The organism is Neotamlana sargassicola (genome assembly GCF_020523965.1).
GTDB lineage: Bacteria > Bacteroidota > Bacteroidia > Flavobacteriales > Flavobacteriaceae > Neotamlana > Neotamlana sargassicola.
Genome location: NZ_JAJAPX010000003.1, coordinates 439,589 through 464,649, shown reverse-complemented (window position 1 = coordinate 464,649; position 25,061 = coordinate 439,589). Strand labels below are relative to the sequence as shown.

The window sequence follows — 25,061 nt, the reverse complement described above, 5'->3', positions numbered from 1 at the left end:
ACTTTTGTTGGGTTATAAGCTCGTTTTTATGGTTAAATAAAAATAAGTTTTAAAATAACTTTTATGAAAAACAGAAATCAAGTATTTGATAATGTATTAGATTTAGTAGGTAATACACCTCTTGTAAGACTAAATCGAATTACTTCGGAATTTGAGGGTGATTTTTATGCTAAAATAGAATCTTTTAATCCTGGGCAATCATCAAAAGATAGAATAGCACTTTATATTATTGAAGAAGCCGAACGCAAAGGGATACTTAAACCTGGAGACACAATAATAGAAACAACATCGGGTAATACTGGCTTTAGTATAGCTATGGTAAGTATTATTAAAGGTTACGAATGCATTTTAGCAGTAAGCTCTAAATCTTCTGCAGATAAAATAGATATGCTTAAAACCATGGGGGCAAAAGTTTACGTTTGTCCTGCTCATGTAAGTGCAGACGATCCAAGATCGTATTATCAAGTAGCACGACGTTTACACGAAGAACGTAAGGGCTCAGTTTATATTAATCAATATTTTAACGAGTTAAATATTGAGGCGCATTACCAATCTACAGGTCCTGAAATATGGAATCAAACCGATGGTGAAATTACCCATCTTGTAGCTTGTAGTGGTACGGGTGGAACTATATCTGGTACAGCGAGGTATTTAAAAGAACAAAATCCTAATATTAAAGTAATAGGTGTTGATGCCTTTGGATCTGTAATAAAAAAATATCATGAAACGCGTGAGTTTGATGAAAAAGAAATTTACCCATACAGAATTGAAGGTTTAGGGAAAAATTTAATACCTGCGGCAACAGATTTCGATGCTATAGATGAGTTTGTAAAAGTTACAGATGAAGAAAGCGCACACACAGCAAGACAAATTGCTAAAACCGAAGGTATTTTTGCTGGTTATACATCGGGTGCAGTAATGCAGGCCATTAAGCAATTAGGAGAAGAAGGCAGATTTAAAAAAGGCGACAAAGTGGTAGTTATTTTTCCAGATCATGGGTCGCGTTATATGAGTAAAGTTTACAGCGAAAAATGGATGAACGATCAAGGGTTTTTCGATAGTGTTAACGAAGCATCTACTCAAAAAATTGAGTATATAAAATAAATATTACCAAATTACTACTAAAGTGGTGTTTTACCTTTATGTAAAGCACCATTTTTTGTTTATTTTAAGAATAATTGAACATTAAAAATTATGTACAATACTTTAAAATATGTAATTTTGCATCCACTAAATAATAACGGTTTCAATTTTTTAACCTTAACTGTTTAAAGCAGTATCAAATCGTTTTAGTTATAACTATTAATAGCCATAAGAATTTTTAAATGAAAGATTTATTTGATAAAATTTATAGAGATAAAGGACCTTTAGGAAAATGGGCATCTCATGCTGAAGGATATTTTGTATTTCCTAAATTAGAAGGAGAGATTTCTAACAGAATGAAATTTCAAGGAAAAGAAGTTATAACTTGGAGTATTAACGATTATTTAGGTTTAGCCAATCATCCTGAAGTAAGAAAGGTTGATGCGGAAGCTGGTGCTAAATATGGTTCGGCTTATCCAATGGGAGCTAGAATGATGTCTGGTCATACAGAATTACACGAACAACTTCAAAACGAATTAGCAGCATTTGTTAAAAAAGAAGCTGCTTATTTATTAAATTTTGGTTACCAAGGCATGGTTTCTACTATCGATGCTTTAGTCTCTAAAAACGATATTATTGTTTACGATGTAGATGCTCACGCATGTATTATAGATGGTGTGCGTTTACACCATGGTAAACGTTTTACTTATAAGCACAACGATGTTGAAAGTTTAGAGAAAAACTTAGAGCGTGCTACTAAAATGGCAGAACAAACAGGTGGAGGAATTTTAGTAATTTCTGAAGGTGTTTTTGGTATGCGAGGAGAGCAAGGACGTTTAAAAGAAATTGTTGAACTTAAAAAGAAGTTTAATTTCAGATTATTTGTCGATGATGCTCACGGCTTTGGTACATTAGGTGCAACTGGCGCAGGTGCAGGCGAGGAGCAAGGTGTTCAAGATGATATTGATGTGTACTTTGCTACATTTGCAAAATCTATGGCAAGTACAGGTGCTTTTATTGCGGCCGATCAAGAAATTATCGATTATTTAAAGTACAACTTACGCTCGCAAATGTTTGCAAAGTCACTACAAATGCAATTAGTTGTTGGTGCTTTAAAACGTTTAGATATGTTACGTACAATGCCTGAGTTAAAACAAAACTTATGGACTATTGTTGATGCGTTACAATCAGGATTAAAGAAACGTGGTTTCGATATTGGTACAACACAAAGTTGTGTAACACCAGTTTATTTAAAAGGAAGTATTCCTGAAGCTATGGCACTTGTAAAAGATTTACGTGAAAATTATGGCGTATTCTGTTCTATTGTAGTTTATCCTGTAATTCCTAAAGGATTAATTTTACTAAGAATGATTCCTACAGCTACACATACGTTACAAGATGTAGAAGAAACACTTAATGCTTTTGATGCTATTAGAGAGCGATTAGATAATGGTACTTATAAACGATTATCGGCTGCTGTTGTTGCGGCTATGGAAGATAAGTAGTATATATATACCCACAAAAAAACGGTTTGATTTATGTTGGCAAACAACCATAATAAATCAAACCGTTTTTTTTATAATACTTTTTTATAAGTAGCGCGACGCTTAATAATTTCAGGGTTAAAGTTTTTCCATATATTTTGAATTGCCTTATTGTCCTCTAATTCAGGCGTTCTGTGGCAATTTTTAACACCTCTTGCTTTAAAAATAGGGTAGTATTCGTTAAATAAAATGGAATGAACCCCTTTGCCTTGAAAATCGTCGCGAATTCCAATTAAATAGAAAATAACATCTTTACTATGCTTTTTTGCATGTAAAAAATGTCTGAAACCAAAAGGGAATAATTTTCCGTTGGCTTTTTTAAGCGCCTCAGAAAACGACGGCATAACAATGGAGAAACCTACTAAGTCTTTGTTTTCGTCAATTACAAATTTTATATATTCTGGGTTTATAAAACTGATAAATTTTTTCTTAAAGTACGCTTTTTGTACATCATTAATAGCTACAAACGATGATAATTTGGCGTATGTGGTGTTAAATAAATCGAACATTTTATCTACATAAGGCATTAAATCTTCGGTTTTATTAAAATTTAAGGCTTCTAATTTATAGCGACGTTTTACAATAGATTGAATTTTTGTAAACTGATTAGGGTCAACGTCATCAAAAGAAAATATACTTTCAATATACTTTTTTTCTACATTGTATTTAGCGGCTTCATAATGTTTTATGTAGTACGGGTAATTGTACCAAGTAATCATGCTTGAAACCGTTTCAAATCCTTCACTCATAACGCCGACCTTATCTAAATTAGAAAAACCAACAGGTCCTTCGGTGTATTCTAATTTATTAGCTTTACCAATTTCTTCAACTTTGTTTAAAAGCGTTTGTGACACCTCCAAATCATCAATAAAATCAAACCAACCAAAACGCATTTTTTTTTGGTTAAGTTCTTTAACTTCTTTCCAATTAATAATTGTTGCTATTCTGCCTACAAGTTGATTGTTTTTATAGGCTAAGAATAATTTAGCTTCGGCATCCAGAAAAACAGGGTTTTCTTTCGTGTCGAACGATTTCATTTCTTGTTTAATAATGGGCGGAACCCAGTATTTTGAATTTTTATAGAGTGTAAATGGAAATTTTACAAAAGTTTTTAAATCTGCTTTGGTTTTAACTTCTTTAAGTATAGTTGTATTCATATAAAGTATTAAGCGAATTGTCTTTTTAGAAATCTATTGATTGTTTTTGTCTACGTTTTGGCATTGTATCGTTAGTTTTATTGCTTTTGTTTTTCGATTTGCCGCCACCTCTTTTAATAATGTCATTTTTGCTATTACCATTATTTATTTCTTTATCACGGTGAAAATCTAACCGATAAGATGCGCCAATGGTTGCGTTAAATACAGAAGGTGTATCCTTAATATTAAGTGTTACAGCAGTATCTAACTGAAAATTTTTGCTCATTAAATAAGCGCCACCAATCCTAAATAAGTTATCGGCATAAAAATCGCTTTTTATGCCTTGGGTTTCAATAAAAGCCACCCATTTTGGGCTAAACGCACGTGTTAAGGTTAAAATATATTGAAAATCCGATTGTTCGGTGCCAATTCTGTCTTTTATAAAATTTGTTACAAATACAAAACCGCTAGAAAAATTATGTTGTGTCGCAATCATTACTTTAGGGCTAAATCCTTCAACACCAGGTGTAATGTATGGGTTGTCTGGCGTGTCGTAATTCGCACCAACATAAACAGATACGGCGGGTATTAACGATTTCCAATCGAAACGTTGGTTGGCTTTCCAGCTGTATAAATTAGGTTTTTTGTCTTCGGCATTTTTATAAGGGTCGTAAACCAAATATTTAGCACCAACGGCTAAAAATTTAAAGTTACCTCGTTTGTCATCGGTAGCAAATTCCGATTCAAATGTTTTGGTGTCTCGCTGAAAAGTACCTTCAATGTTTAATTCTAATTCTTCCCAAAGCAAGCCGTAACGCGCAGCAAAATCTACACCTAACCCGGAAACTTCATAAGCAGGTGAGGGCGTGCGCTTTTCGTTAACCATATAAGGACCAACTTCAAGCTGGGCGACATTAGTTCCAACAGAAAATGCACTTCGTGAAACCCCTGGGCGATTGGAGTTTATAACATCGGTATACTGGCTAAATCCCAATTGGGAGATAAGAACAAGGGTGATAATTAAGATAGATTTATTTGGGCTCATCATAAGGTAAAACAGGTGATTATTGGTGTTATGTATAAATAGGAACTTCAAATATAGAGATTTTATAATTTTTTTATCGTTTTTCACCGTTTTTTAAATATTTAGAATTGTATTTTTGTTAAAAAATTATTTTATGCAATACGCATCTGCAGTTGGTTTGGTAAGAACGATTTTAATTATTCTATTAGTGTATTTTGGAATAAAAATATTGGCACGCTTATTTATGCCATTTTTTTTAAAGTTTGTTGCAAAAAAGGCCGAAGCTCGTTTTGGCGGTCAATTTTCTCAGTTTGAAAGACAACGAAATCAACAAAAAGCGAAAAAAGAAGGCGAGGTTACCATTGATAAAATGCCTGACACCAAGACTTCGAATAAAAATGTTGGAGAATATGTAGATTTCGAGGAAATTGATTAATTTTCAAATCCATATACACTTTATTTAAATGACATTTTCTTTTAAAAAATTCCTACCTCATTTATTCATTTTAATTGGGTTTGTAGTTGTTTCTCTAGCTTATTTTAGTCCTGTTTTACAAGGTAAAGCTATTTATCAAAACGATATTGTTCAATTTATTGGAATGAGCAAGCAGCAAAAAGATTTTAAAGCGGCGACAGGAGAAGAGACGTATTGGACAAACAGTGCATTTGGTGGTATGCCAACTTATCAATTAGGAGCACGATACCCACATAATTATATTAAAAAGTTAGATTTAGCACTTCGTTTTTTACCACGTCCTGCCGATTATCTGTTTTTATATTTAATTAGTTTTTACGCGCTTTTATTGGTGCTTAAAGTCGATTTTAAACTCGCAGCCCTTGGTGCTTTAGCTTTTGGGTTTTCAACGTATTTAATCATTATTTTAGGTGTTGGCCATAATAGTAAAGCACATGCAATTGCTTATATGCCATTGGTTTTGGCTGGTATTTTGCTCGTTTTTCAGAAGAAATATACTGGAGGCTTTTTACTAACGACTATAGCTATGGGATTGGAATTGGTGTCTAATCATTTGCAAATGACGTATTACCTCATGTTTTTGGTAGTAATACTTGGTTTTGCTTATTTAATTGATGCTTTTAAAAAGAAAACTTTACCGCATTTTTTTAAATCGGTTGCTATTTTGGTTGGAGCAGTGGTGTTGTCTGTTGCTTTAAACGCAACCAATATATTAGCTACTCAAGAATATGTAAAAGAAAGTAAACGTGGTAAAAGTGAATTAACAATAAATGCAGATGGCTCGCCAAAAGCAATGACATCTGGTTTAAGTAAAGATTACATTACGCAATTTAGTTATGGAATTGCTGAAACATTTAATTTGTTCATTCCACGTTTTATGGGTGGTGGTAATGGCGAAAATGTTGGTAAAGATTCTGCAACTTACGAAGCTGTTAGAAAATTAGGTGCCTCAACTACCGAAGCTGCCGAATTTGCAAAAAGCGCACCGATGTACTGGGGCGATCAACCCATTGTTGAAGCTCCGGCGTATATTGGCGCTGTGGTTATCTTTTTATTTGTATTTGCTTTGTTTTTGGTAAAAGGGCGTTTAAAATGGTGGCTTGTTGGTGGTGCAATATTCTCGTTATTACTGTCTTTTGGAAAGAATTGGTTTTTTGTAACTGACCCAATGCCAGAAAGTAATCCAATAACCAATTTCTTTATCGATTATGTGCCGCTTTACAATAAGTTTAGAGCCGTAACCTCAATTCAAGTTATTTTAGAGTTATGTGTGCCTGCCTTGGGAATATTTGGTTTGGTGCGTTTGTTTAATGATTTTGAGAAAGATGATGAAAAACTAAAGGCTTTAAAATATGCCACGGCAATCACAGGTGGTTTGGCTTTAATGTTTTTACTATTAAAATCGACATTGTTTGATTTTGTTGGTGCTAACGATGGGTATTATCGTCAAAACTACGGTCAAGCCTTTGTTGATGCATTAAAAGCAGATAGAAAATCATTATTTACAACAGATACGTTGCGAAGTTTAGTTTTAGTTTTGTTGGCTGCAGCTGGTGTTTTTTACTATTTAAAAAACAAACTAAAAGAGCAGTGGCTTATTGCTGTATTCGCTATTTTAATTGTGTTTGATTTAGTGGGAGTTGACAGGCGTTATGTTAATAATGACGATTTTGTTTCGAGTATTGCTATGAACAAACCGTTTAACGCCAATGCCATCGATAATGAAATTTTAAAAGATAAATCGCATTTTAGAGTGTTTGATTTGGTTTCGGGGCCTTCAAAACCTTCATATTTCCATAATTCTTTAAATGGTTATAATGCTGCTGAATTACGCCGTTATAGCGAAGTGTTTGAATGGTACGTGTCTAAAAACAATATGAATGTGCTTAATATGCTGAATACTAAGTATATTATTGCGCAAGATCAAGAAGGAAATATGTTTCCTTATAAAAATGATGAAGCCAATGGAAATGCTTGGTTTGTTGAAACATTAACCAAAGTTGATTCGGCAAACAATGAAATTAAACTGTTAGATAGTTTAAGTAATAAACAACAGGCCATTTTCTCAGCACAAAACACCGTGCTTGAGGTGAAGCCAAAATATTTAGTCGATTCTTTAGCAAAAATTGAACTAAAGGAGGTAAGGCCAAACTATTTAAAATACGAAAGCAACAATCAAAATGAAGGTTTTGCGGTCTTTTCGGAAGTGTATTATCCGTTTGGTTGGAAAACCTTTATCGACGGAAAACCCGTTGAGCACATGCGTGTAGATTATGTGTTGCGTGGTTTAACCATTCCAGCAGGAAAACACAGTATTGAGTTTAAATTCGATCCAGATGTTGTAAAAACAGGGAGTAAAATTACTTTAGCGAGTTCTATTTTGTTGTTTTTGTTGATTTTAGGAGGAATATTCTATCAATTTAAAAACGGCCGATTACTCGACAAAACAAATGAGTAAAAAAAAAGTTTTAATAATTGCCTACTATTGGCCTCCTGCGGGCGGCCCTGGTGTGCAACGTTGGTTAAAATTTGTAAAATACTTACCCGAATTTAATATTGAACCTATTGTTTTTGTTCCAGAAAATCCGAGCTACCCTTTAATTGATGAGAGTTTAATTGCCGAAATACCAACGGGCATTACCGTTATAAAACAGCATATAAAAGAGCCTTATAAACTGGCCGGTTTGTTTTCAAAAAACAAATCAAAAACCATTAGTAAGGGTATAATTACTGAAAAAGAAAACCAAAGTTTTATTGAGAAATTAATGCTCTTTGTTCGTGGTAATTTCTTTATTCCTGATGCTCGTAAAAATTGGGTAAATCCTTCGTTTAAAACAATTAAAGCGCTTTTATCTAAACAAAATATTGAATCTATTGTTACTACAGGTCCGCCGCATAGTTTGCACTTAATCGGTCTGAAATTAAAGCAAGAATTGGGTGTTAATTGGATTGCCGATTTTCGAGATCCATGGACAACGATTGGCTATCATAAACAGTTAAAACTTTTAAAATCTTCAGCAGAAAAACATAAAAAATTAGAACATCAAGTTTTAAATACCGCCGATAAAATAATTGTAACCAGTTTTACAACCAAAAAAGAGTTTAAAAACATCACACAAAAACCAATTGAAGTCATTACAAACGGTTACGACGACGAAAAAACTGAAACTACGGTGTTAGATTCTAAATTCACCATATCGCACATTGGCTCGTTATTATCTAAACGCAACCCCGAAATTTTATGGCAAGTTTTAAGTGATTTAAAAAAGGAAAACGAATCTTTTTCCAATGACTTACAGCTTAATTTTGTTGGTTTATTAAGCGAAAGCGTAGCGAATTCTCTTAAAAATTTTAATTTAAGTAATTATATAAATAATGTAGGTTATGTTTCGCATAAACAATCAATTAGGTTTCAAAAAAAATCACAAATATTATTGCTTGTTGAGATTAATTCAGAAGATACGAAGTGCATTATTCCAGGGAAGCTATTTGAGTACATGGTAGCACATCGCCCCATTATTGCTATAGGCCCAAAAGGTTGGGATGTTAAAACTATAATTACACAAACAAACACGGGAAAATATTTTACTTATAGCGATTACAATACGGTTAAAACAACTATCTTACAACATTATAATGCGTATAAAAATAATGCATTACAAGTACATCCAATTGGGTTACAAAAATATCATAGAAAAGCACTAACCGAACAATTAGCGAAGTTATTATAATGGGAATTGTTGCAAATCAATCCTTTAAAAACATCATTTTAACCTATTTAGGGTTCTTAATAGGCGGTATAAATACCTTATTTTTATATACCAAGTTTTTAAGTACGCAACAATATGGTATGGTAAATTACATGTTGTCTTTGGCAACGGTTTTAACACCGTTAATGGCTTTTGGTGTACATAATACTTTGGTTAAGTTTTTTTCGGTGTTTAAAACGCGGGCATCCCAAAATAGTTTTTTAACCTTAATGCTATTTTTGCCACTTATTGCCGTAGTTCCTGTTGTTGGGGCGACTTATGTTTTTAACCAAAGTATAAGTGACTTTTTAGCTATTAAAAACGAAATTATTAAAAATTACATTTGGCATACTTGTATTATTGCTGTTTCTCTTGGTTATTTTGAAGTGTTTTTTGCTTGGGTTAAAGTGCAAATGAAAACCGTTTTTGGCATTTTTATGAAAGAAGTTTTTCATAGGGCAGGCGCTATGGTTTTACTGTTATTATTGTACTTTAAAATTATTGATTTAGATACTTTTATGAACGGCTTAGTTATCGTTTACGTGCTAAAAATGCTCGTGATGAAGGTGTATGCCTTTAGCATTAAATGGCCTATTTTAACTTTTAAAAGATTGAATAACCTGAGTGCTGTTTTAAAATACTCGGTGTTAATTATTATTGCGGGTTCGGTAGCTACGGTTTTGCTTGATGTTGATAAAGTTATGATGGGAAGTTATATTGCTATCGAAAAAATAGCCTATTACAGTGTGGCGGTTTATATTGCGGCAGTAATTGCAGTACCACAACGCGCTATGCATCAAATATTAATGCCGCTTTCGGCAAAATATTTAAACGATAAAGATTTTAGCTCTTTAAAAGACTTATACCAAAAAAGCTCACTTAATTTATTAATAGTTAGTGGTTTGGTGTTTTTGTTAATTGTGCTAAATATTAATCAGTTGTATTTGCTTATGCCAAACTCTAATGCGTACAGCTCAGGCCTTTTTGTACTTGTTATTATTAGTGTTTCTAAGCTTTACGATGCGCTTTTAGGGAGCAACAATGCCATTTTGTTTAATAGCGATTATTACCGCGCGGTGTTGGTTTTAGGTGTTGTTTTAGTGCTAATTATGGTGGTGTTAAATATGGTTTTTATTCCTATGTTAGGAATTAATGGCGCAGCCATTGCGACTTTTATTGCCGTGTTTTTATACAATACCGTTAAAATTGGGTTCGTGTATAAAAAGTTTAACATGTTGCCTTTTTCAACAGCCACAGTTAAAACGTTGTGTTTAATTATTGTATTTTCTGTGTTATTTTATTTTTGGGAATTTCCGTTTCACCCAATAATAGCAATGGCTTGTAAGTCGTCGCTTGTTGTTGCTTTGTATCTTTTTGTAGTGTATCGTTTTCGTTTTTCAAATGATATTTCCGGGATTTTAAAGCGGTATTTGTGGTTTTTAAGGTGATTTATTGACGTTTTTTGTCATATAGATGTTTAAATGGTTCGAACTAGTCGATCATGATAAATGATAAAACAAAAAATTAACCTAAAATATAATAAGTAATATTGATGTTACCTTGAGCGAAGTCGAAAGGTTTTAATACGTAGTTGACTTAGGTTTCGACTACGCTCAACCTGACAAAGCGATTGAAAATGAGGTTTTTTTGGTATAAGAAGTTAAATTAATTGAGATATTTTTAAAAAGAATTATGAATGCTAAAAAATCAAGCCTTGAAATTTTTTAAAACATTTTTACTAGTCCTTTTTTTTCAATTAGGAATACATGCCCAATTACATGCTAGTTCGGTATCATATACTATAAAAACAAACATCGATAGCATTTTAAACCATGAAAAACCAATAAATAAATCAATAATAAAGCTAATTAGCTGGAATATTCAAGATTTTGGCCAAACCAAAGACAACAGCGAAATTGCAATTATGGCAAATCTGTTAAAAGATTACGATATTATTGCCATACAAGAAGTAGTTGCAAAACATCCTGCGGGTGCACAAAAAGTGGCGCAGTTGGCAGACGAATTAAACCGAAAAGGTGCCAAATGGGATTACAGCATAAGCAACCCAACAAAAAGTCCGTCGGTGTATATGAGCGAGCGTTATGCCTTTATTTTTAAAACCAGTAAAGTGCAACTTTTAGGCAAGCCGTTTTTAGATGCCGAAGTAGCGGCGCAAATGGTTCGCGAGCCATTTATTGCACAGTTTAAGGCTAAATCAACTCAAAAAACTTTTACCGTGGTTAATTTTCATTCCAGAAAACATAACGACCATCCGGAGTTAGAGATTATTCATTTTAAAAATTATTTAAAACGCTTTAATACAGAGTGTTTGTTAATTGCAGGCGATTTTAACCTTAACGAAACGCATAGTGTTTGGAATAACCTGTATAAACAAGGTTTTGCATCGGCCGTAAAAAATACCAAAACCACCTTAAAACGAAAATGCAGTAATGGCGAGTATCGTAATCATAGTATCGATAATATATTTTATAGTAACAAAATTACATTGGTAAATGCCAACGCAGTCGATTTTGTAAAATCCTGTCAAAATCTACTAACAGCACGTTTCATTTCCGATCATTTACCAGTGTTTTTAAGTTTTTCAATTCAAGATTAATTCAAATAAAAAATAATATAAAACTTATGGGCTTATTCAATAAAATTTTAGGAAACGCGAGCGAAGTTTCAGCCGAAAAACTAAGCGAAAAATATGGGCGATTATTAACCAGCACCGAGCAAGTAGAGTTAGGCTTTAAATTACTTCGCGATGTGTTTATGTTTACAAACAAACGCTTAATCCTTATCGATGTGCAAGGTTTAACAGGAAGTAAAGTAGAGTATAAGTCTATGCCTTACAAAAGCATATCGAGGTTTTCGTTAGAAACTTCAGGAACTTTCGATTTAGATGCAGAACTAAAAATCTGGATTTCTAGCGAAAATATGCCTTCAGTAAGCAAAAAGTTTAATAAAAGTATCGATGTTTATGAGGTACAAAAGTATTTAGCTGAAAAAGTGATGTAAAAAAACACTTATTTAATAAAACAATTAAACTAAGTTTATATATTAGATTTTTTATAGCAAAAGCCATTCTTCAGCAAATTTTAAATGCTTAATTTTAAAGGGTTATGGTTTTTGTACTAATTTAAAAGTACACATTTATAAATGTCCGAAAATCAACAACAACTACACCAAACACTCTGGAACATCGCCAACGACCTTCGTGGTAATATGGATGCCGACGATTTTAGAGATTACATACTAGGCTTTATTTTTTACAAATACCTAAGCCGTAAAATGATACTACAAGCCAACAAAGCGTTAGCGCCAGATGGTTTAACCTACAATCAAGTTATTGGGCACGAGCAAGAAGAAGTGCTTATAGATGCCTTACGTACCGATGCGTTAGACGCTTTAGGTTATTTTTTAAAACCAACCGAACTGTTTAGCGAGCTCGCCAAACGCGGTAACTCTGGAGGCGTAAACAAGTTTATACTCGAAGATTTACAAAAAGTACTCACCAGCATAGAGCAAAGCACTATGGGGAGCGAGAGCGAAGACGATTTTGGTAACCTTTTTGAAGATTTAGACCTTACTAGTAGCAAACTAGGGAAAACCGAAGAAGCCAAAAACGAGCTTATAGTAAAAATACTAAACCGTTTAGAAACCATAAATTTTGATGTAGACAATGCCGAAAGCGACATTTTAGGCGATGCCTACGAGTATCTTATTGGGCAATTTGCAAGTGGAGCAGGTAAAAAGGCAGGCGAGTTTTATACACCGCAACAAGTATCTAAAATACTAGCGCAGTTAGTCACTACAGACAAAGACCGACTTAAAAGCGTGTACGATCCAACCTGCGGATCTGGTTCCTTACTACTACGTGTGGCAAAGGAAGTGAACGAAGTTGGCGCCTTTTATGGGCAAGAAAGCAACCCAACCACGTACAACTTGGCACGTATGAACATGATTATGCACGACGTGCATTACAAACGTTTCGATATTTATAACGAAGATACGCTAGTCAACCCATCGCCAGTACACAGCGAACTTAAGTTTGAAGCCATAGTAGCAAATCCGCCATTTTCTGCAAAATGGAACCCAGATGCTATTATAAGCGACGAGCGTTTTTCACCATACGGAAAAATGGCACCCAAAAGTAAAGCCGATTTTGCTTTTGTACAGCACATGATTTACCAGTTAGATACTAACGGAACTATGGCGTGTGTATTACCACACGGTGTTTTGTTTCGTGGTGCTGCCGAAGGTCACATACGCCAATACCTTATTGCAGACACCAACCAGTTAGATGCCGTAATAGGCCTACCAGCTAATATTTTTTACGGTACTGGTATACCAACTTGTATTTTAGTACTTAAAAAAGACCGAAATACCAGCGCACGCAGTAACAACATCCTGTTTATAGATGCCAGTAACCATTTTGAAAAAGTAAAAACCCAAAATGTATTGCTGCCAGAACATATAGATAAAATAGTTTCAACATATAGAACTTATTGTCATCCTGAACTTGATTCTGGATCTCATGATACGCATCCAGCAACCATAGACAAATACAGCTATGTAGCCAGTCTAGACGAGGTAAAAGAAAACGATTACAACCTAAACATACCACGCTATGTAGACACCTTTGAAGAAGAAGCACCTGTAGACCTACAAGCCGTATCACAGCAATTACAACAGCTAGAAAAAGAGATGGATGTAACCGACGACGTAATAACAGGCTTTTGTAAAGAATTAGGGATAAACACACCGTTTTAATAATGCAAAACAAACCGTCACATCAAGTAATTTGCGAGGTAGGAGCAAATTGTATCTCAAAACCGTCACATCGAGTGATTTGTGAGGTACGAGCAAATTGTATCGAGATGCTAACCTTTTTGGGCGTGCCCCAAGGGTCTGGCTATACATTACAATCTTTTTGCTCGTACCTCACAAAAAGGATTTCCATTGCTATCCCTCACGCAAACCAAACAAACCTATAAATGGCAGCACAAAACAACAATACCAACGTCATGGCGAGTCACGACACCATCGCTTTAAAAGCACCTAAAAGACTGGTGCCACAATTGCGTTTTAAGGAATTTGATGGTGAGTGGAACGAAAAAACGTTAAAAGAGGTAACTAAAATCAATCAAGGTTTGCAAATAGCTATTGCCGATCGATATTTGGAACCTATTGAAAATGCACATTTTTACATCACCAATGAATTTTTAAAAGAAGGATCAACAAAAAAATATTATATTCTCAATCCACCAGAATCGGTATTATGTGAAGAAAAAGATATTTTAATGACAAGGACAGGTAATACAGGTCAGGTAGTCACAGGTGTTAAAGGAGCTTTTCATAATAACTTTTTCAAAATCAAATTTGATTCTCATGTTGATAAAGATTTTTTATTTTTCTTTTTGAATAGCCATAGAACTCAACACACAATTCTTAAATTGGCTGGAACATCTACTATACCAGATTTAAATCATGGCGATTTCTATAGAATTAAAATCAATCTTCCATCCCTACCAGAACAACAAAAAATAGCCCAATTTTTAACCGCAGTAGATAGCAAACTACAGCAACTCAACCAAAAAAAGGAGCTACTGGAGCAGTACAAAAAAGGCGTGATGCAACAACTGTTTAGCCAACAACTACGCTTTAAACAAGATAATGGCAGTGATTACCCAAATTGGGAAGAGAAGAAGTTGGGAGATGTAAGTTACATTACCACAGGAAGTTCCAATAGAGTTGATTCGTCATTGGATGGCGAATACACATTCTTTGACAGGTCAGAAGATATTAGAACAAGTAGTATTTATTTATTTGATGATGAGGCTGTAATTGTTCCCGGAGAAGGACAGGATTTTATTCCAAAATATTTTATCGGAAAGTTTGACCTACATCAGAGAACATATGCAATTATGAAATTTGAAAATTGTCTAGGAAAATTCATTTATTATCATTTAGTTCAACACCCTAATTACTTGTTGTCTCAATCAGTTGGTTCAACTGTCAAGTCTTTAAGGCTTCCAATGTTCAAAAAGATGAAGATTAATTTCCCATCAACTGAAGAGCAACAAAAAATCGCCAGCTATTTAAGCGCTATAGATACCAAAATAGCAACCGTTACCCAACAAATAGAAGCCACACAACAATTTAAAAAAGGCTTGTTGCAGCAAATGTTTGTGTAATATAATTTGGGATATTTTAAATTTTGGCTACTTCTAAATAAGTATTTCTCCAAGCCGCTTCGCAGCGATGAAACGTTTGTTAATTTAAATGTTAATAGTTGAAAAACATACCATTGCATGAGTTTTTTGTTTTTAAAAACTAAAAATTTTTATACAACAAACCAGTCAACTGTTTTAACTGCATTATCTCTAAAAATTTTTATATTCGTTTGTAAATAAGGTAGTTTCATGTTTTAACCATTAATTAAAATAACGTGATGTATCTTTTATTTTTTCAAGTAGATTTTGATATAAACGATATAGTAAATTATATACTTAATTATTTTTCAAGTAAACCACTTTTAGCATCTATAATAATTGGTGTTTTGGTTTTTGTTTACTTTGTTTTAAAATATTTGCCAAAGCTTAAAGATTTAGTTGAAAGCATCGAGTTTTTTAAAGTTCGAATTAAAAAAGAAGAAAACCATCCTGCTACTGTAACTAGTGAATTAATAGATCACTCTAAAAGAATACCAATTACAAACTCTTCTAATAAATACGTAGAAAACGAACATAATGTAAATAAACTCACTAAACTACTTCGTTCTAATAAAAACAGAATTATTGTAGTGTCGGGAGAAGCAGGTATTGGTAAAACAAAACTAGTAGAGTATGTGTGTACCACCTTACTTAATGATGAGTTTGTAAACCAAATTTACATGGATTTTGAAAATGTAAATAGTAAAGATATTCGCAAACCTACAGATACAACTAACGATATTTTAAAGTATACAAAAATTACAATAGTAAATACCGCTTTAGGAGCAAAAGAACGTATTAAAAACTACGGTGTTATTGCAAAAGACTATCAAAGACCTACCATAATTTTTATAGATAATTATGAACAAGTTTTAGATAATAGTGAACTTAGTTTAAAAATTTTTAGTGAAATTATTAACCCACTTGTAGATAATAATGAGCTTATTAAAGTGGTTATAACAAGTCGAACAAATCTAGATGAAGCATGTGTTAATTTTAAGGTGGAGCCATTATCTAATATACCACTACATGAATTTGGTGATTTTGAAGGAGATTTAACTAAGGAGTATACTGCAATAAAGTTATTTTGTAAACTATACAATCAAGATAGTTTAACCGACGATTTAGATTATAAAAACGATAAATTCTCTAAAGAGCAGTTTCGTATAATTGTAGAGTTATGCCATCGAGTGTCTAACTTACCTTTAGGAATACACTTAATCGCAACTTCTAGTTCTCATAGCGAAATATCTTTTGAAGATATACAATCCGATCTTAAATTTCATTTTAATAAACCTATCCCAAATTTGTTTCGAGAGTTTAGTAATAGGCATAAATCGCTTTATAATGTTTTTGATTGGACTTACGGACAACTATCTAAAACAGAGAAAGAATTTTATAAGCATCTTATGTATTTTCCTAATGGTTTTTTTATTAATAACCTGCCACATTGGGAAGGTTTTATTAATCGCAGCGAAACCAAACAAAAAGTAATAATTTTAAACAAAAGAAGTTTTTTAAGAGATCAGAAGTATCATCCCAGACTTAGAAATAGATATGAAATAATTATTCTTTTTAGAGAATTATTAGGGATAAACGAAGAAAATAGTCGCGATAAATTTTCTAAAGATTATGTACATGCCATTCATTTAGCTGCATATAAAAGGTTGCAAGAAATAGATGAGTTTATTCATGGAAAAAATAGTATTATGGCAGATGTAGATTTGTTGAAAGAAGAAATTAGGTTAGAATATGAAAATATAACTTATTTTATCGAGCAAAGTAGCGATACACACATACAATTAGCAATAGACATGTTGGTGTGTTTAGAAAGAATACTTAATGAGTTTGGTCCTTATATTCTTTTAGAAGACATTTATAATCCTTTATTAGATAAAACTAATGACCAAGAACAGAGAGCAAGGTTACTTATGTCTAAGGCAAGAGTTATTAAAAGTACAGAACAAAGAGAAAATAGTTTACCGCTTATTGAAGAAGCAATAAAACTATTGGAAAAAACAAATATAAAATCTGAATTATTGGGTGAGGCCTACCGAATTGGCACTTATTTATCAAGTCAAATAGGAGATAATAAATTAACACAATCTATACTTGCTAAAATTGATAAATTTACAGAATCTGATAAGGTTAAACTAGGACAGTTAAATATGGCCTTTATAACTTTAGAACAAGCAAGAAAGTACGAGCGTAATGGAGAAATGTTGAATGCTATTACACATTTTGAAAGAACAATAAAACTTATGGAAGGTTATAAAGTGCAACAAGCTCAAGCCTATAATTTTGCAGGTATGTTTTATTGGCGTTATGGAAGCTCGGAAAAATCAGAGCGATATTTTCTTGAAGCAATAAAGAAGTATAATGGTATTGGTGAAGATCGATGGATATTAGGGTTTAATACCAATTTAGGATTATTATATTGCGATCAAGATAAATTAGATAAAAGTTTACATTACACCGAGAAAGTTTCTGAAGCACTTAAGGTTCAAGGGCCATTTGGTTGGTCTATGATAAATTTGCTTAGTTTGGGTAGAATTTATTGTCGTAAAAATGAAAGTCCGGAAAACTTTAAAGTTGCAGAACAATACTTATTGATTAGTTTTAGAAAATTAAGAGATATAAAATATGTAGAATCTGTTTTATTAGCATCGGCAGAGTTAGTTGAGTTATATTACAAGTATGGAATGTATGATAAAGCCAGAGTGTATTGTGATAAAAGTATTTTATATGCTAAAAATAACAGCTACGATAGTTATATGAGGTATTTTAGAGTTATATGTATATTAGGCCTTATAAATAGTAAAGAAGGTAAAATAAAGGAGTCTTTAATAAATTTTGAAGAAGCTAAAAATCTTGTCGGGAGGATCGAGGGTAACGGTTGGTTGTCGTATAAATTAACAAAGCAAAGATTTGATAGTTTAAAAAAAGTGCATAGTAAATAATGAATGATTTAATAATATATCCTTGGGAAAAATTTCTAGAGGAAAGTAAGGGGTTTAACTTATTTGGTTATGGAAGTTTGATAAATCAATATTCTTCACAAGAAACAATTAGCAATTCAACTCAGCTACAACCTGTTATGGGTTTTGGGATAAAACGTGTACTAAATTATGATCCAGATGAGAATGTTCGTAGCAGGTCCATTTACCATGACCCAGAACGCGGAGACGAATATTTCGGAGTATTTAATTTAGAATATACTGGTAATATACAAGATAAAGCAAATGGAGTGCTACGTAAAGTGGAAACAGGTGATTTCGAAAATTTCGTTAAACGAGAGGTTGGTTATTCATTAGTTAAAATACGTTGTCAAGATTTTTATAACTCTAGCTCCCCATTTACAGATGCTTATGCTCTTGTAGCGCCACAAAAATTTAATGGTAGGCAATTAGTTAATAATGAATTATTACCAAATGTTCCTTATTATAAATTGTGTAGAGATGGTTCCAGGTACGTTTCAGAAAAGTTTTTAGAGGTTTGGTTAGATACCTCTTTTTTAGGAAATGGAAAAAATGTTAGAGACTGGGAAAAAGAAGAAGGATTGATATTTTAAATTATTTTATGACCACACAATCTGAAGCTATATTAGAACAAAACTTAATAACCCAACTGGTTGGATTAGGTTACACGTCTGTAAAAATAACAGATAGTAATGCGTTGTTAGCTAACTTAAAACAACAATTACAACGTTTTAATAATCTAGTAATTAGTGATAAAGAGTTTGAAACCGTTTTAAATCACTTAGCAAAAGGTAATGTGTTTGACAAAGCCAAAACCTTACGAGGCAGGTTTCAGTTTACTAACGATGCTGGTGAGCCTACTTATATTCAGTTTTTTAATAGCGAAGATTGGTCTAAAAATTTATTTCAAGTCACTCACCAAATCACCCAAGACGGTGTATATAAAAACCGTTACGATGTTACGCTTTTAGTAAACGGTTTACCGCTGGTACAAATAGAGTTAAAACGTCGTGGTTTAGAAATTAAAGAAGCATTTAATCAAATTAACCGCTATCAAAAACATACGTTTTGGAGTAACAATGGGTTGTTTCAATACGTGCAATTGTTTGTAATTAGTAATGGTGTAAATACTAAATATTTAGCCAATAACGAGTTGCAATCGGTAAAACAAACCTTTTTTTGGAGCGATGTGAATAACAAAAATATTAAAGAGCTTACAGATTTTGCTGCTTCGTTTTTAAATCCTGATCATTTGGGTAAAATGATTGCTAAGTACATTGTGCGTAATGAAACTCATAAAATACTTATGGTGTTGCGTCCGTATCAATTCTTTGCAGTAGAGCAATTGGTAGAGCAAGTAAAAACTAGTAACGATAATGGTTATGTATGGCACACAACAGGTAGCGGTAAAACATTAACCTCGTTTAAAGCGAGTCAGATTTTAATGGATTTACCACAAGTAGATAAAGTATTGTTTGTGGTAGACCGTAAAGATCTAGACTACCAAACCATGAAAGAGTTTAACAGCTTTAAAAAAGATAGTGTAGATGTTACAAATAATACCAGTAGTCTAGTAAAACAACTTACAGACGATTCAAAATTGGTATTAACCACCATACAAAAGTTAAACAACGCCATAAGTAAAACACGATACGAAAACCAATTAGCAGCATTAAAAAACCAACGTATTGTTATCATTTTTGATGAGTGTCACCGTAGTCAGTTTGGTAAAACGCACGAGCTTATTACCAACTATTTTACAAACAGTCAGTTATTTGGGTTTACAGGAACACCTATTTTTGCAGATAATGCTTCAAAAAACGATTTAGGTAAGCGCACCACAAAAGACTTATTTGGCAAGTGCTTACACAAATACGTGATAACAGATGCTATTAAAGATGGTAATGTACTAAAGTTTGGTATAGAATACATTGGTAAATACAAGCAAAAAAGTAATACGTTTATTGATATTGAAGTAGAAGATATTGATAAAGCAGAAGTGTTTCAAGATGAGAAACGCTTAGAAAAAATAGCCGATTATATAATAAACTATCATAATTCTAAAACTTTTAATAAAGCGTATTCGGCATTATTTGCAGTAAGTAGTATTGATGTTCTAATAAAATACTACGGTATTTTTAAACGCAAAAAAGAAGCAGGAGAACATAACTTGCGCATAGCAACCATATTTTCTTTTGGTGCGAATGAAGACAGTAAAACAGCACAGGATTATTTACCAGATACAGAAGATGAATTTGATGCAGCTGCAGAACCAAGTGCAGTGTATGGTAAACATACTAGAGAAAAGTTAGACGAATACATTGCTGATTATAACAGTATGTACAATACTAGTTTTTCTACCAAAGACAGTAAACAGTTCGAGAACTATTTTAAAGACATTAGTAAGCGTTTAAAAGAACGAGAGAAAATCACTTTTAAAGACAAAGACCGATTAGATATTGTTATTGTGGTAAATATGATGTTAACTGGTTTTGATGCTAAAAAGGTTAATACACTTTATGTCGATAAAAATTTAAGGTATCATGGGTTGATACAAGCTTTTTCTAGAACCAACCGAATTCTAGGTGAACAAAAATCGCAAGGAAATATTATTTGCTTCAGGAATTTAAAAGGCGCAACAGATGAAGCCATTACGTTGTTTTCTAATAAAGAAGCCAAAGAAGAGATTATTTTGCCGCCTTATGAATCTATCGCTTCAAAATTTGATGAAGCCTTAAACAATCTACTTCAAATTACACCAACTTATCAAAGTGTTGACGATTTACAAGATGAAAACCAAGAATTAGAATTTGTTACAGCCTTTAGGCGCTTGTTACGAGCTAAAAACGTGTTGGAATCTTATGTAGATTTCGATTGGGATGATTTAGGTATTGACGAGCAAACTTTTGAGGATTATAAAAGTAAATACCTGGACTTATACGATAAAGTAAAAACCGACAAGCAAAAACATAAAACGTCTATTCTTGATGACATTGATTTTGAGTTAGAGTTAATACATCGTGACGAAATTAATGTCGCTTACATTTTACAGCTATTAGCTAAACTAAAAGAGTCAAAACCATCAGAAGCAAAAGCACAGAAAAAAGCTATTATCGATCTGTTAGGTGGCGAAGTAGAGTTACGTAGCAAACGAGAACTTATAGAGAAGTTTATAGAAGAAAATCTACCACATATTGAAAATCCTGATGATATACCAGACGAGTTTGAAAAGTTCTGGCAACAAGAAAAAGTTATGGCATTATCAAAACTATGCGAAGAAGAAGGACTGGATCAACTACAGTTTAACGCATTAATAGATAGTTATGTGTATAGCGGACAAGAACCTATACGAGATGAGGTTTTTAAATGTCTAGATAACAGACCAAGTATACTAAAAGCTAGAGAAATAGGGGAGCGCATTATTTTAAAAATGAAGAAATTCGTGCAGGTGTTTTTAGAAGGTATGGCTGGGTAATCTTATATCCTAAAAATCCAATCTCAATTGGTTTTTAATAACGGTTTTATTTAGGGCAGCATTAAAAGCAATTTCAGCATTTTTTGTATGCAACAGTTTATGAAATAAAATTACCGTAGCTTCAGCATCGCCACGAGCTCGGTGGCGCGCTGCAATTTCAATATTTAAATCGCTGCAAATACGTCCTAAGCTATAAGACTTATGACCTGGTAATAATTGGCGAGAAAGTTTTACGGTGCATAGTTTCTTTCTATTAAATGTTATGCCAATAGCTTTAAACTCATTGCGTATTACATTGTAGTCAAAATTCACGCTATGAGCAACAAATACACTGTTTTTAGTTATTTCTAGAATACGTTTAGCTATTTGTTTAAAATTAGGCGCATTTGCAACCATAGCGTTTGTAATTCCAGTAAGCTGCGTAATATATTCGGGAATATAGGTTTCAGGATTAACTAGCGATGTAAATTCATCAATAATAAATTCACCATCATATTTAAAAATAGATATTTCCGTAATTTTTCCACCTTTTCCTGTGGTTTCAACATCAATTATTGTGTACATTATTTCTTTTTTGAAGCGTCGAGTTCTTTTTAGGTTAACTCAAATATAATTAATAGTAAAGCATATTTACAAACAGATCGCTTCGTGCCTCGCGATGACAGCAGTGGTTAAAAGAGAGCTTTCGCGAAACACATAAAAAAAAGCCTAACACTTTCGTGTTAAGCTTTTTCTGTTGTAGCGAGATCGAGATTTACATAATCTTTTTTAGGGAAGCTGCACAATAGTAAAAGCCCACAATACTAGCGTATTGTTGTAGTCTTTTTTTTATGCGTTCAGCTATAAAGCAAGCTTTCGCGAAACGCATAAAAAAAAGCCTAACACTTACGTGTTAAGCTTTTACTGCTGTAGCGAGATCGAGATTTGAACTCGAGACCTCCGGGTTATGAATCCGACGCTCTAACCAACTGAGCTACCTCGCCGTATTGCGGGTGCAAATATAATAACATTTATTAGGTATGCAAATACTTATTTCGGAAAAAATTTATAAATTTTATTATAATACTAATTAACAAATTTATATATTACGCATCATAAAGCTTAAACAATCACATGGACGACAAAATTAAATTTAACATAGAGTACCCAATTCATGCCTCTCCTCAATTGCTATTTCAGTACATATCAACACCTTCTGGTTTATCCGAATGGTTTTCAGATAATGTAAATTCGCGTGGCGAGTTATTCACGTTTATTTGGGACGATAGCGAAGAGCAAGCCAAATTATTAAATAAAAAAAGTGGCGAACGTGTTAAATTTAGATGGTTGGAAGATGAAGAAGACGACCAAACATACTATTTCGAAATTCGCATTCAAGTAGACGAAATAACTAAAGATGTTTCGCTAATGGTTACCGATTTTGCTGAAGAAGATGAAGTTGATGAAGCCAAAATGCTTTGGGATAATCAAATTTCAAGCTTAAAACATGTTTTAGGCTCGGTTTAACTAAAAAAACTTTTAATTAAATTATATTTGTCCCGCTAAAAAACAGCGGGATTTTTTTATGATTAATTTTAACGGAACACTCCAGAACGAAAATAATATTTTATCACCTAACAATAGAGGTTATGCGTACGGGGATGCCTTGTTTGAGACTGTAAAAGTAAGTCATGGTAAAATTTTGTTCTGGGAAGATCATTATTTTAGGTTAATGGCCTCTATGCGCATTTTACGCATGGAAATTCCGATGCGTTTTACCATGGAATTTTTAGAATCTGAAATTTTAAAAACCCTCGAAGCAAACGATTTAAAAAATAGTACGGCACGCGTAAAATTGTTGGTTAATAGAGTAGAAGGTGGCCTGTATTTGCCAGAAACTAACGATATTGATTACATTATTACTGCTAAAACATTACCTGTAGATTTTTATACTTTAAATGAAGAGGCTTACGAAGTAGAATTGTTTAAAGATTATTATGTGGCGCCTAGTTTATTACTGACTTTAAAAACCAATAATAAAGCTATAAATATAGTTGGAAGCATTTTTGCAAACGAAAACGGATTTAAAAACTGTTTACTATTAAACACCAATAAACAAGTTGTTGAGGCTTTAAATGGTAATTTATTTTTGGTAAAAGGAACAAGCATAAAAACGCCGCCATTGGCCGATGGTTGTTTAAAAGGTGTAATGCGCACTCAAATATTAAGCCTTTTAAAAGATTTACCCGATTTTACTGTAGAAGAAGCTTCTATTTCACCATTCGAGCTTCAAAAGGCCGACGAATTATTTATTACTAATGTTATTACTGGAATTCAGCCAATAACAAAATACAGAAAAAAAAGCTACAAGCATGATGTGGCAAAATCGCTGCTTCAAAAGTTAAATGTAAAAGTGAGGTTAGGCTAGTTGTAGCTTGGGTGTTCTGGTGCATTCGACCAAATACTGTAATCGCCACCAAGTTCAATCATTTTTTCTTTCCAGAAGGTTTCGTAGTCTTTTTCGATAATATTTTTTTTGTAAATATTTTCGGTTACCACCCAACTACTTGCTTTTAATTCGTTTTCTAATTGGTGTTCGCCCCAGCCAGAATACCCAAGAAAAAATCGAATATCTGTTTCTTTAATGGTTTTGTTTTTAATAAGTTCGGCAACTTTAGTAAAATCGCCGCCCCAATAAATACCTAAAGATATTTCGATGCTATCTGGAATTAAATGCGGTATTTTATGTATAAAATACAAATTGTCCTGCTCTACGGGTCCGCCATTGTAAACTTTAAAATTAGCTTTTAAGTCCGGAATTAAATCATTAATAGTATAATCTAAAGGCTTGTTAAGAATAAAACCAATAGAACCTTCGTGTGAGTGGTCTGCTAAAAGCACAATAGATCTATTAAAAGAAACATCGCCTATTATAGCAGGTTCTGCAATTAGTAAATTACCTTTTTGTGGAGTAGATGTTACCATATTGTAAGGTGTTAGTAACTAAAGCTAAGATTATTTTACCAAAAAAGCAACTCTTTTACTAATATATATAAAAAATGCCCTCTATTTTAGAAGGCACTTAAATCATTTATTTTGTAAATAAATTAGTTTACTGCGTCAGATAAATCAGATCCAGCTTTAAACTTTACAACGTTTTTAGCTTTAATTTTGATTGTCTCTCCAGTTTGTGGGTTTCTTCCTTCTCTAGCAGCTCTTTTAGAAACTGACCAAGAACCAAAACCTACTAAAGAAACTCTGTTTCCTTTTTGTAAAGCTCCTTCAATTTCAATTAATGCGCATTCTAAAGCTTTTTTAGCAGCAGCTTTAGTAATTCCAGCGTGTTCTGCCATTGCGTCGATTAAATCTGTTTTGTTCATAATGTGAATATTTAATTATT

The 25,061-nt window shown here is 32.9% G+C and carries 19 protein-coding genes, 1 tRNA gene and 1 pseudogene; 15 read left to right on the top strand and 6 right to left on the bottom strand.

Annotated elements, in window-relative coordinates; all coding sequences use genetic code 11:
• The first annotated feature begins 63 nt into the window (after positions 1 to 63).
• Together LG651_RS09990 and LG651_RS09985 are read left to right on the top strand one after the other, a co-directional pair.
• A complete protein-coding gene (locus LG651_RS09990; RefSeq protein ID WP_226695984.1) occupies positions 64 to 1,104 on the top strand; it encodes a PLP-dependent cysteine synthase family protein in 1,041 nt (346 codons plus the stop codon).
• Between the two features lie 221 nt (positions 1,105 to 1,325).
• On the top strand, positions 1,326 to 2,588 hold the full coding sequence (locus tag LG651_RS09985; RefSeq protein WP_226695983.1) for an aminotransferase class I/II-fold pyridoxal phosphate-dependent enzyme: 1,263 nt from the start codon (positions 1,326 to 1,328) through the stop codon (positions 2,586 to 2,588).
• A 71-nt stretch (positions 2,589 to 2,659) separates the two neighbouring features.
• Here the strand turns inward: LG651_RS09985 and LG651_RS09980 are convergent, their stop codons facing one another.
• Both LG651_RS09980 and LG651_RS09975 read right to left on the bottom strand, forming a co-directional pair.
• Positions 2,660 to 3,784, bottom strand: coding sequence for a GTP cyclohydrolase (locus LG651_RS09980; RefSeq protein WP_226695982.1), 1,125 nt, complete (start codon positions 3,782 to 3,784; stop codon positions 2,660 to 2,662).
• A gap of 25 nt (positions 3,785 to 3,809) precedes the next feature.
• On the bottom strand, positions 3,810 to 4,859 hold the full coding sequence (locus tag LG651_RS09975) for a transporter (protein WP_226695981.1): 1,050 nt from the start codon (positions 4,857 to 4,859) through the stop codon (positions 3,810 to 3,812).
• Positions 4,860 to 4,941: 82 nt separating this feature from the next.
• On the opposite strand from LG651_RS09975, the gene LG651_RS09970 reads away from it, so the two are divergent.
• The 11 genes from LG651_RS09970 to LG651_RS09920 all read left to right on the top strand — a co-directional run bounded on the left by LG651_RS09970 (position 4,942) and on the right by LG651_RS09920 (position 21,682).
• The gene (locus LG651_RS09970; RefSeq protein WP_226695980.1) at positions 4,942 to 5,223 is read left to right on the top strand and encodes a DUF4834 family protein; all 282 of its coding nucleotides are present in this window, start codon (positions 4,942 to 4,944) and stop codon (positions 5,221 to 5,223) included.
• Between the two features lie 28 nt (positions 5,224 to 5,251).
• Entirely contained in the window at positions 5,252 to 7,720 is a 2,469-nt protein-coding gene (locus LG651_RS09965) for a YfhO family protein (RefSeq protein ID WP_226695979.1), read from the top strand.
• On the top strand, positions 7,713 to 8,993 hold the full coding sequence (locus tag LG651_RS09960) for a glycosyltransferase (RefSeq protein ID WP_226695978.1): 1,281 nt from the start codon (positions 7,713 to 7,715) through the stop codon (positions 8,991 to 8,993). Before LG651_RS09965 ends, LG651_RS09960 begins: the two co-directional genes overlap by 8 nt.
• On the top strand, positions 8,993 to 10,459 hold the full coding sequence (locus LG651_RS09955) for a lipopolysaccharide biosynthesis protein (RefSeq protein ID WP_226695977.1): 1,467 nt from the start codon (positions 8,993 to 8,995) through the stop codon (positions 10,457 to 10,459). The genes LG651_RS09960 and LG651_RS09955 overlap by 1 nt, the downstream gene beginning before the upstream one ends.
• A gap of 248 nt (positions 10,460 to 10,707) precedes the next feature.
• Positions 10,708 to 11,628, top strand: a complete 921-nt coding sequence (locus LG651_RS09950) for an endonuclease/exonuclease/phosphatase family protein (RefSeq protein ID WP_226695976.1) — start codon at positions 10,708 to 10,710, stop codon at positions 11,626 to 11,628.
• A 26-nt stretch (positions 11,629 to 11,654) separates the two neighbouring features.
• Entirely contained in the window at positions 11,655 to 12,032 is a 378-nt protein-coding gene (locus LG651_RS09945; RefSeq protein WP_226695975.1) for a PH domain-containing protein, read from the top strand.
• Positions 12,033 to 12,173: 141 nt separating this feature from the next.
• Positions 12,174 to 13,787 (top strand): type I restriction-modification system subunit M, encoded by a 1,614-nt coding sequence (locus tag LG651_RS09940; protein ID WP_226695974.1) that lies wholly within the window; start codon positions 12,174 to 12,176, stop codon positions 13,785 to 13,787.
• A 224-nt stretch (positions 13,788 to 14,011) separates the two neighbouring features.
• Entirely contained in the window at positions 14,012 to 15,211 is a 1,200-nt protein-coding gene (locus LG651_RS09935; RefSeq protein ID WP_226695973.1) for a restriction endonuclease subunit S, read from the top strand.
• A 257-nt stretch (positions 15,212 to 15,468) separates the two neighbouring features.
• Complete coding sequence (locus LG651_RS09930) at positions 15,469 to 18,189, top strand: tetratricopeptide repeat protein (protein WP_226695972.1); 2,721 nt, start codon at positions 15,469 to 15,471, stop codon at positions 18,187 to 18,189.
• Positions 18,189 to 18,800, top strand: a complete 612-nt coding sequence (locus LG651_RS09925; RefSeq protein WP_226695971.1) for a hypothetical protein — start codon at positions 18,189 to 18,191, stop codon at positions 18,798 to 18,800. The genes LG651_RS09930 and LG651_RS09925 overlap by 1 nt, the downstream gene beginning before the upstream one ends.
• Positions 18,801 to 18,808: 8 nt before the next feature.
• Positions 18,809 to 21,682, top strand: a complete 2,874-nt coding sequence (locus tag LG651_RS09920) for a type I restriction endonuclease subunit R (RefSeq protein ID WP_226695970.1) — start codon at positions 18,809 to 18,811, stop codon at positions 21,680 to 21,682.
• A gap of 45 nt (positions 21,683 to 21,727) precedes the next feature.
• Here the strand turns inward: LG651_RS09920 and LG651_RS09915 are convergent.
• A pseudogene (locus tag LG651_RS09915) lies at positions 21,728 to 22,246 on the bottom strand (3'-5' exonuclease); the annotation flags it as partial.
• A 345-nt stretch (positions 22,247 to 22,591) separates the two neighbouring features.
• Positions 22,592 to 22,665 (bottom strand) — tRNA-Met (locus LG651_RS09910).
• A gap of 130 nt (positions 22,666 to 22,795) precedes the next feature.
• Here LG651_RS09910 and LG651_RS09905 point away from each other — a divergent pair.
• Both LG651_RS09905 and LG651_RS09900 read left to right on the top strand, forming a co-directional pair.
• Positions 22,796 to 23,188: an START-like domain-containing protein gene (locus LG651_RS09905; protein WP_226695969.1), complete on the top strand. Its 393-nt coding sequence runs from the start codon at positions 22,796 to 22,798 to the stop codon at positions 23,186 to 23,188.
• Between the two features lie 58 nt (positions 23,189 to 23,246).
• Positions 23,247 to 24,089 (top strand): aminotransferase class IV, encoded by an 843-nt coding sequence (locus tag LG651_RS09900; RefSeq protein WP_226695968.1) that lies wholly within the window; start codon positions 23,247 to 23,249, stop codon positions 24,087 to 24,089.
• Here the strand turns inward: LG651_RS09900 and LG651_RS09895 are convergent.
• Positions 24,086 to 24,646 (bottom strand): YqgE/AlgH family protein, encoded by a 561-nt coding sequence (locus LG651_RS09895; protein WP_226695967.1) that lies wholly within the window; start codon positions 24,644 to 24,646, stop codon positions 24,086 to 24,088. The two genes, LG651_RS09900 and LG651_RS09895, sit on opposite strands and share 4 nt — an antisense overlap.
• Positions 24,647 to 24,768: 122 nt before the next feature.
• Entirely contained in the window at positions 24,769 to 25,041 is a 273-nt protein-coding gene (locus tag LG651_RS09890) for an HU family DNA-binding protein (protein WP_044626204.1), read from the bottom strand.
• Positions 25,042 to 25,061: the final 20 nt, after the last annotated feature.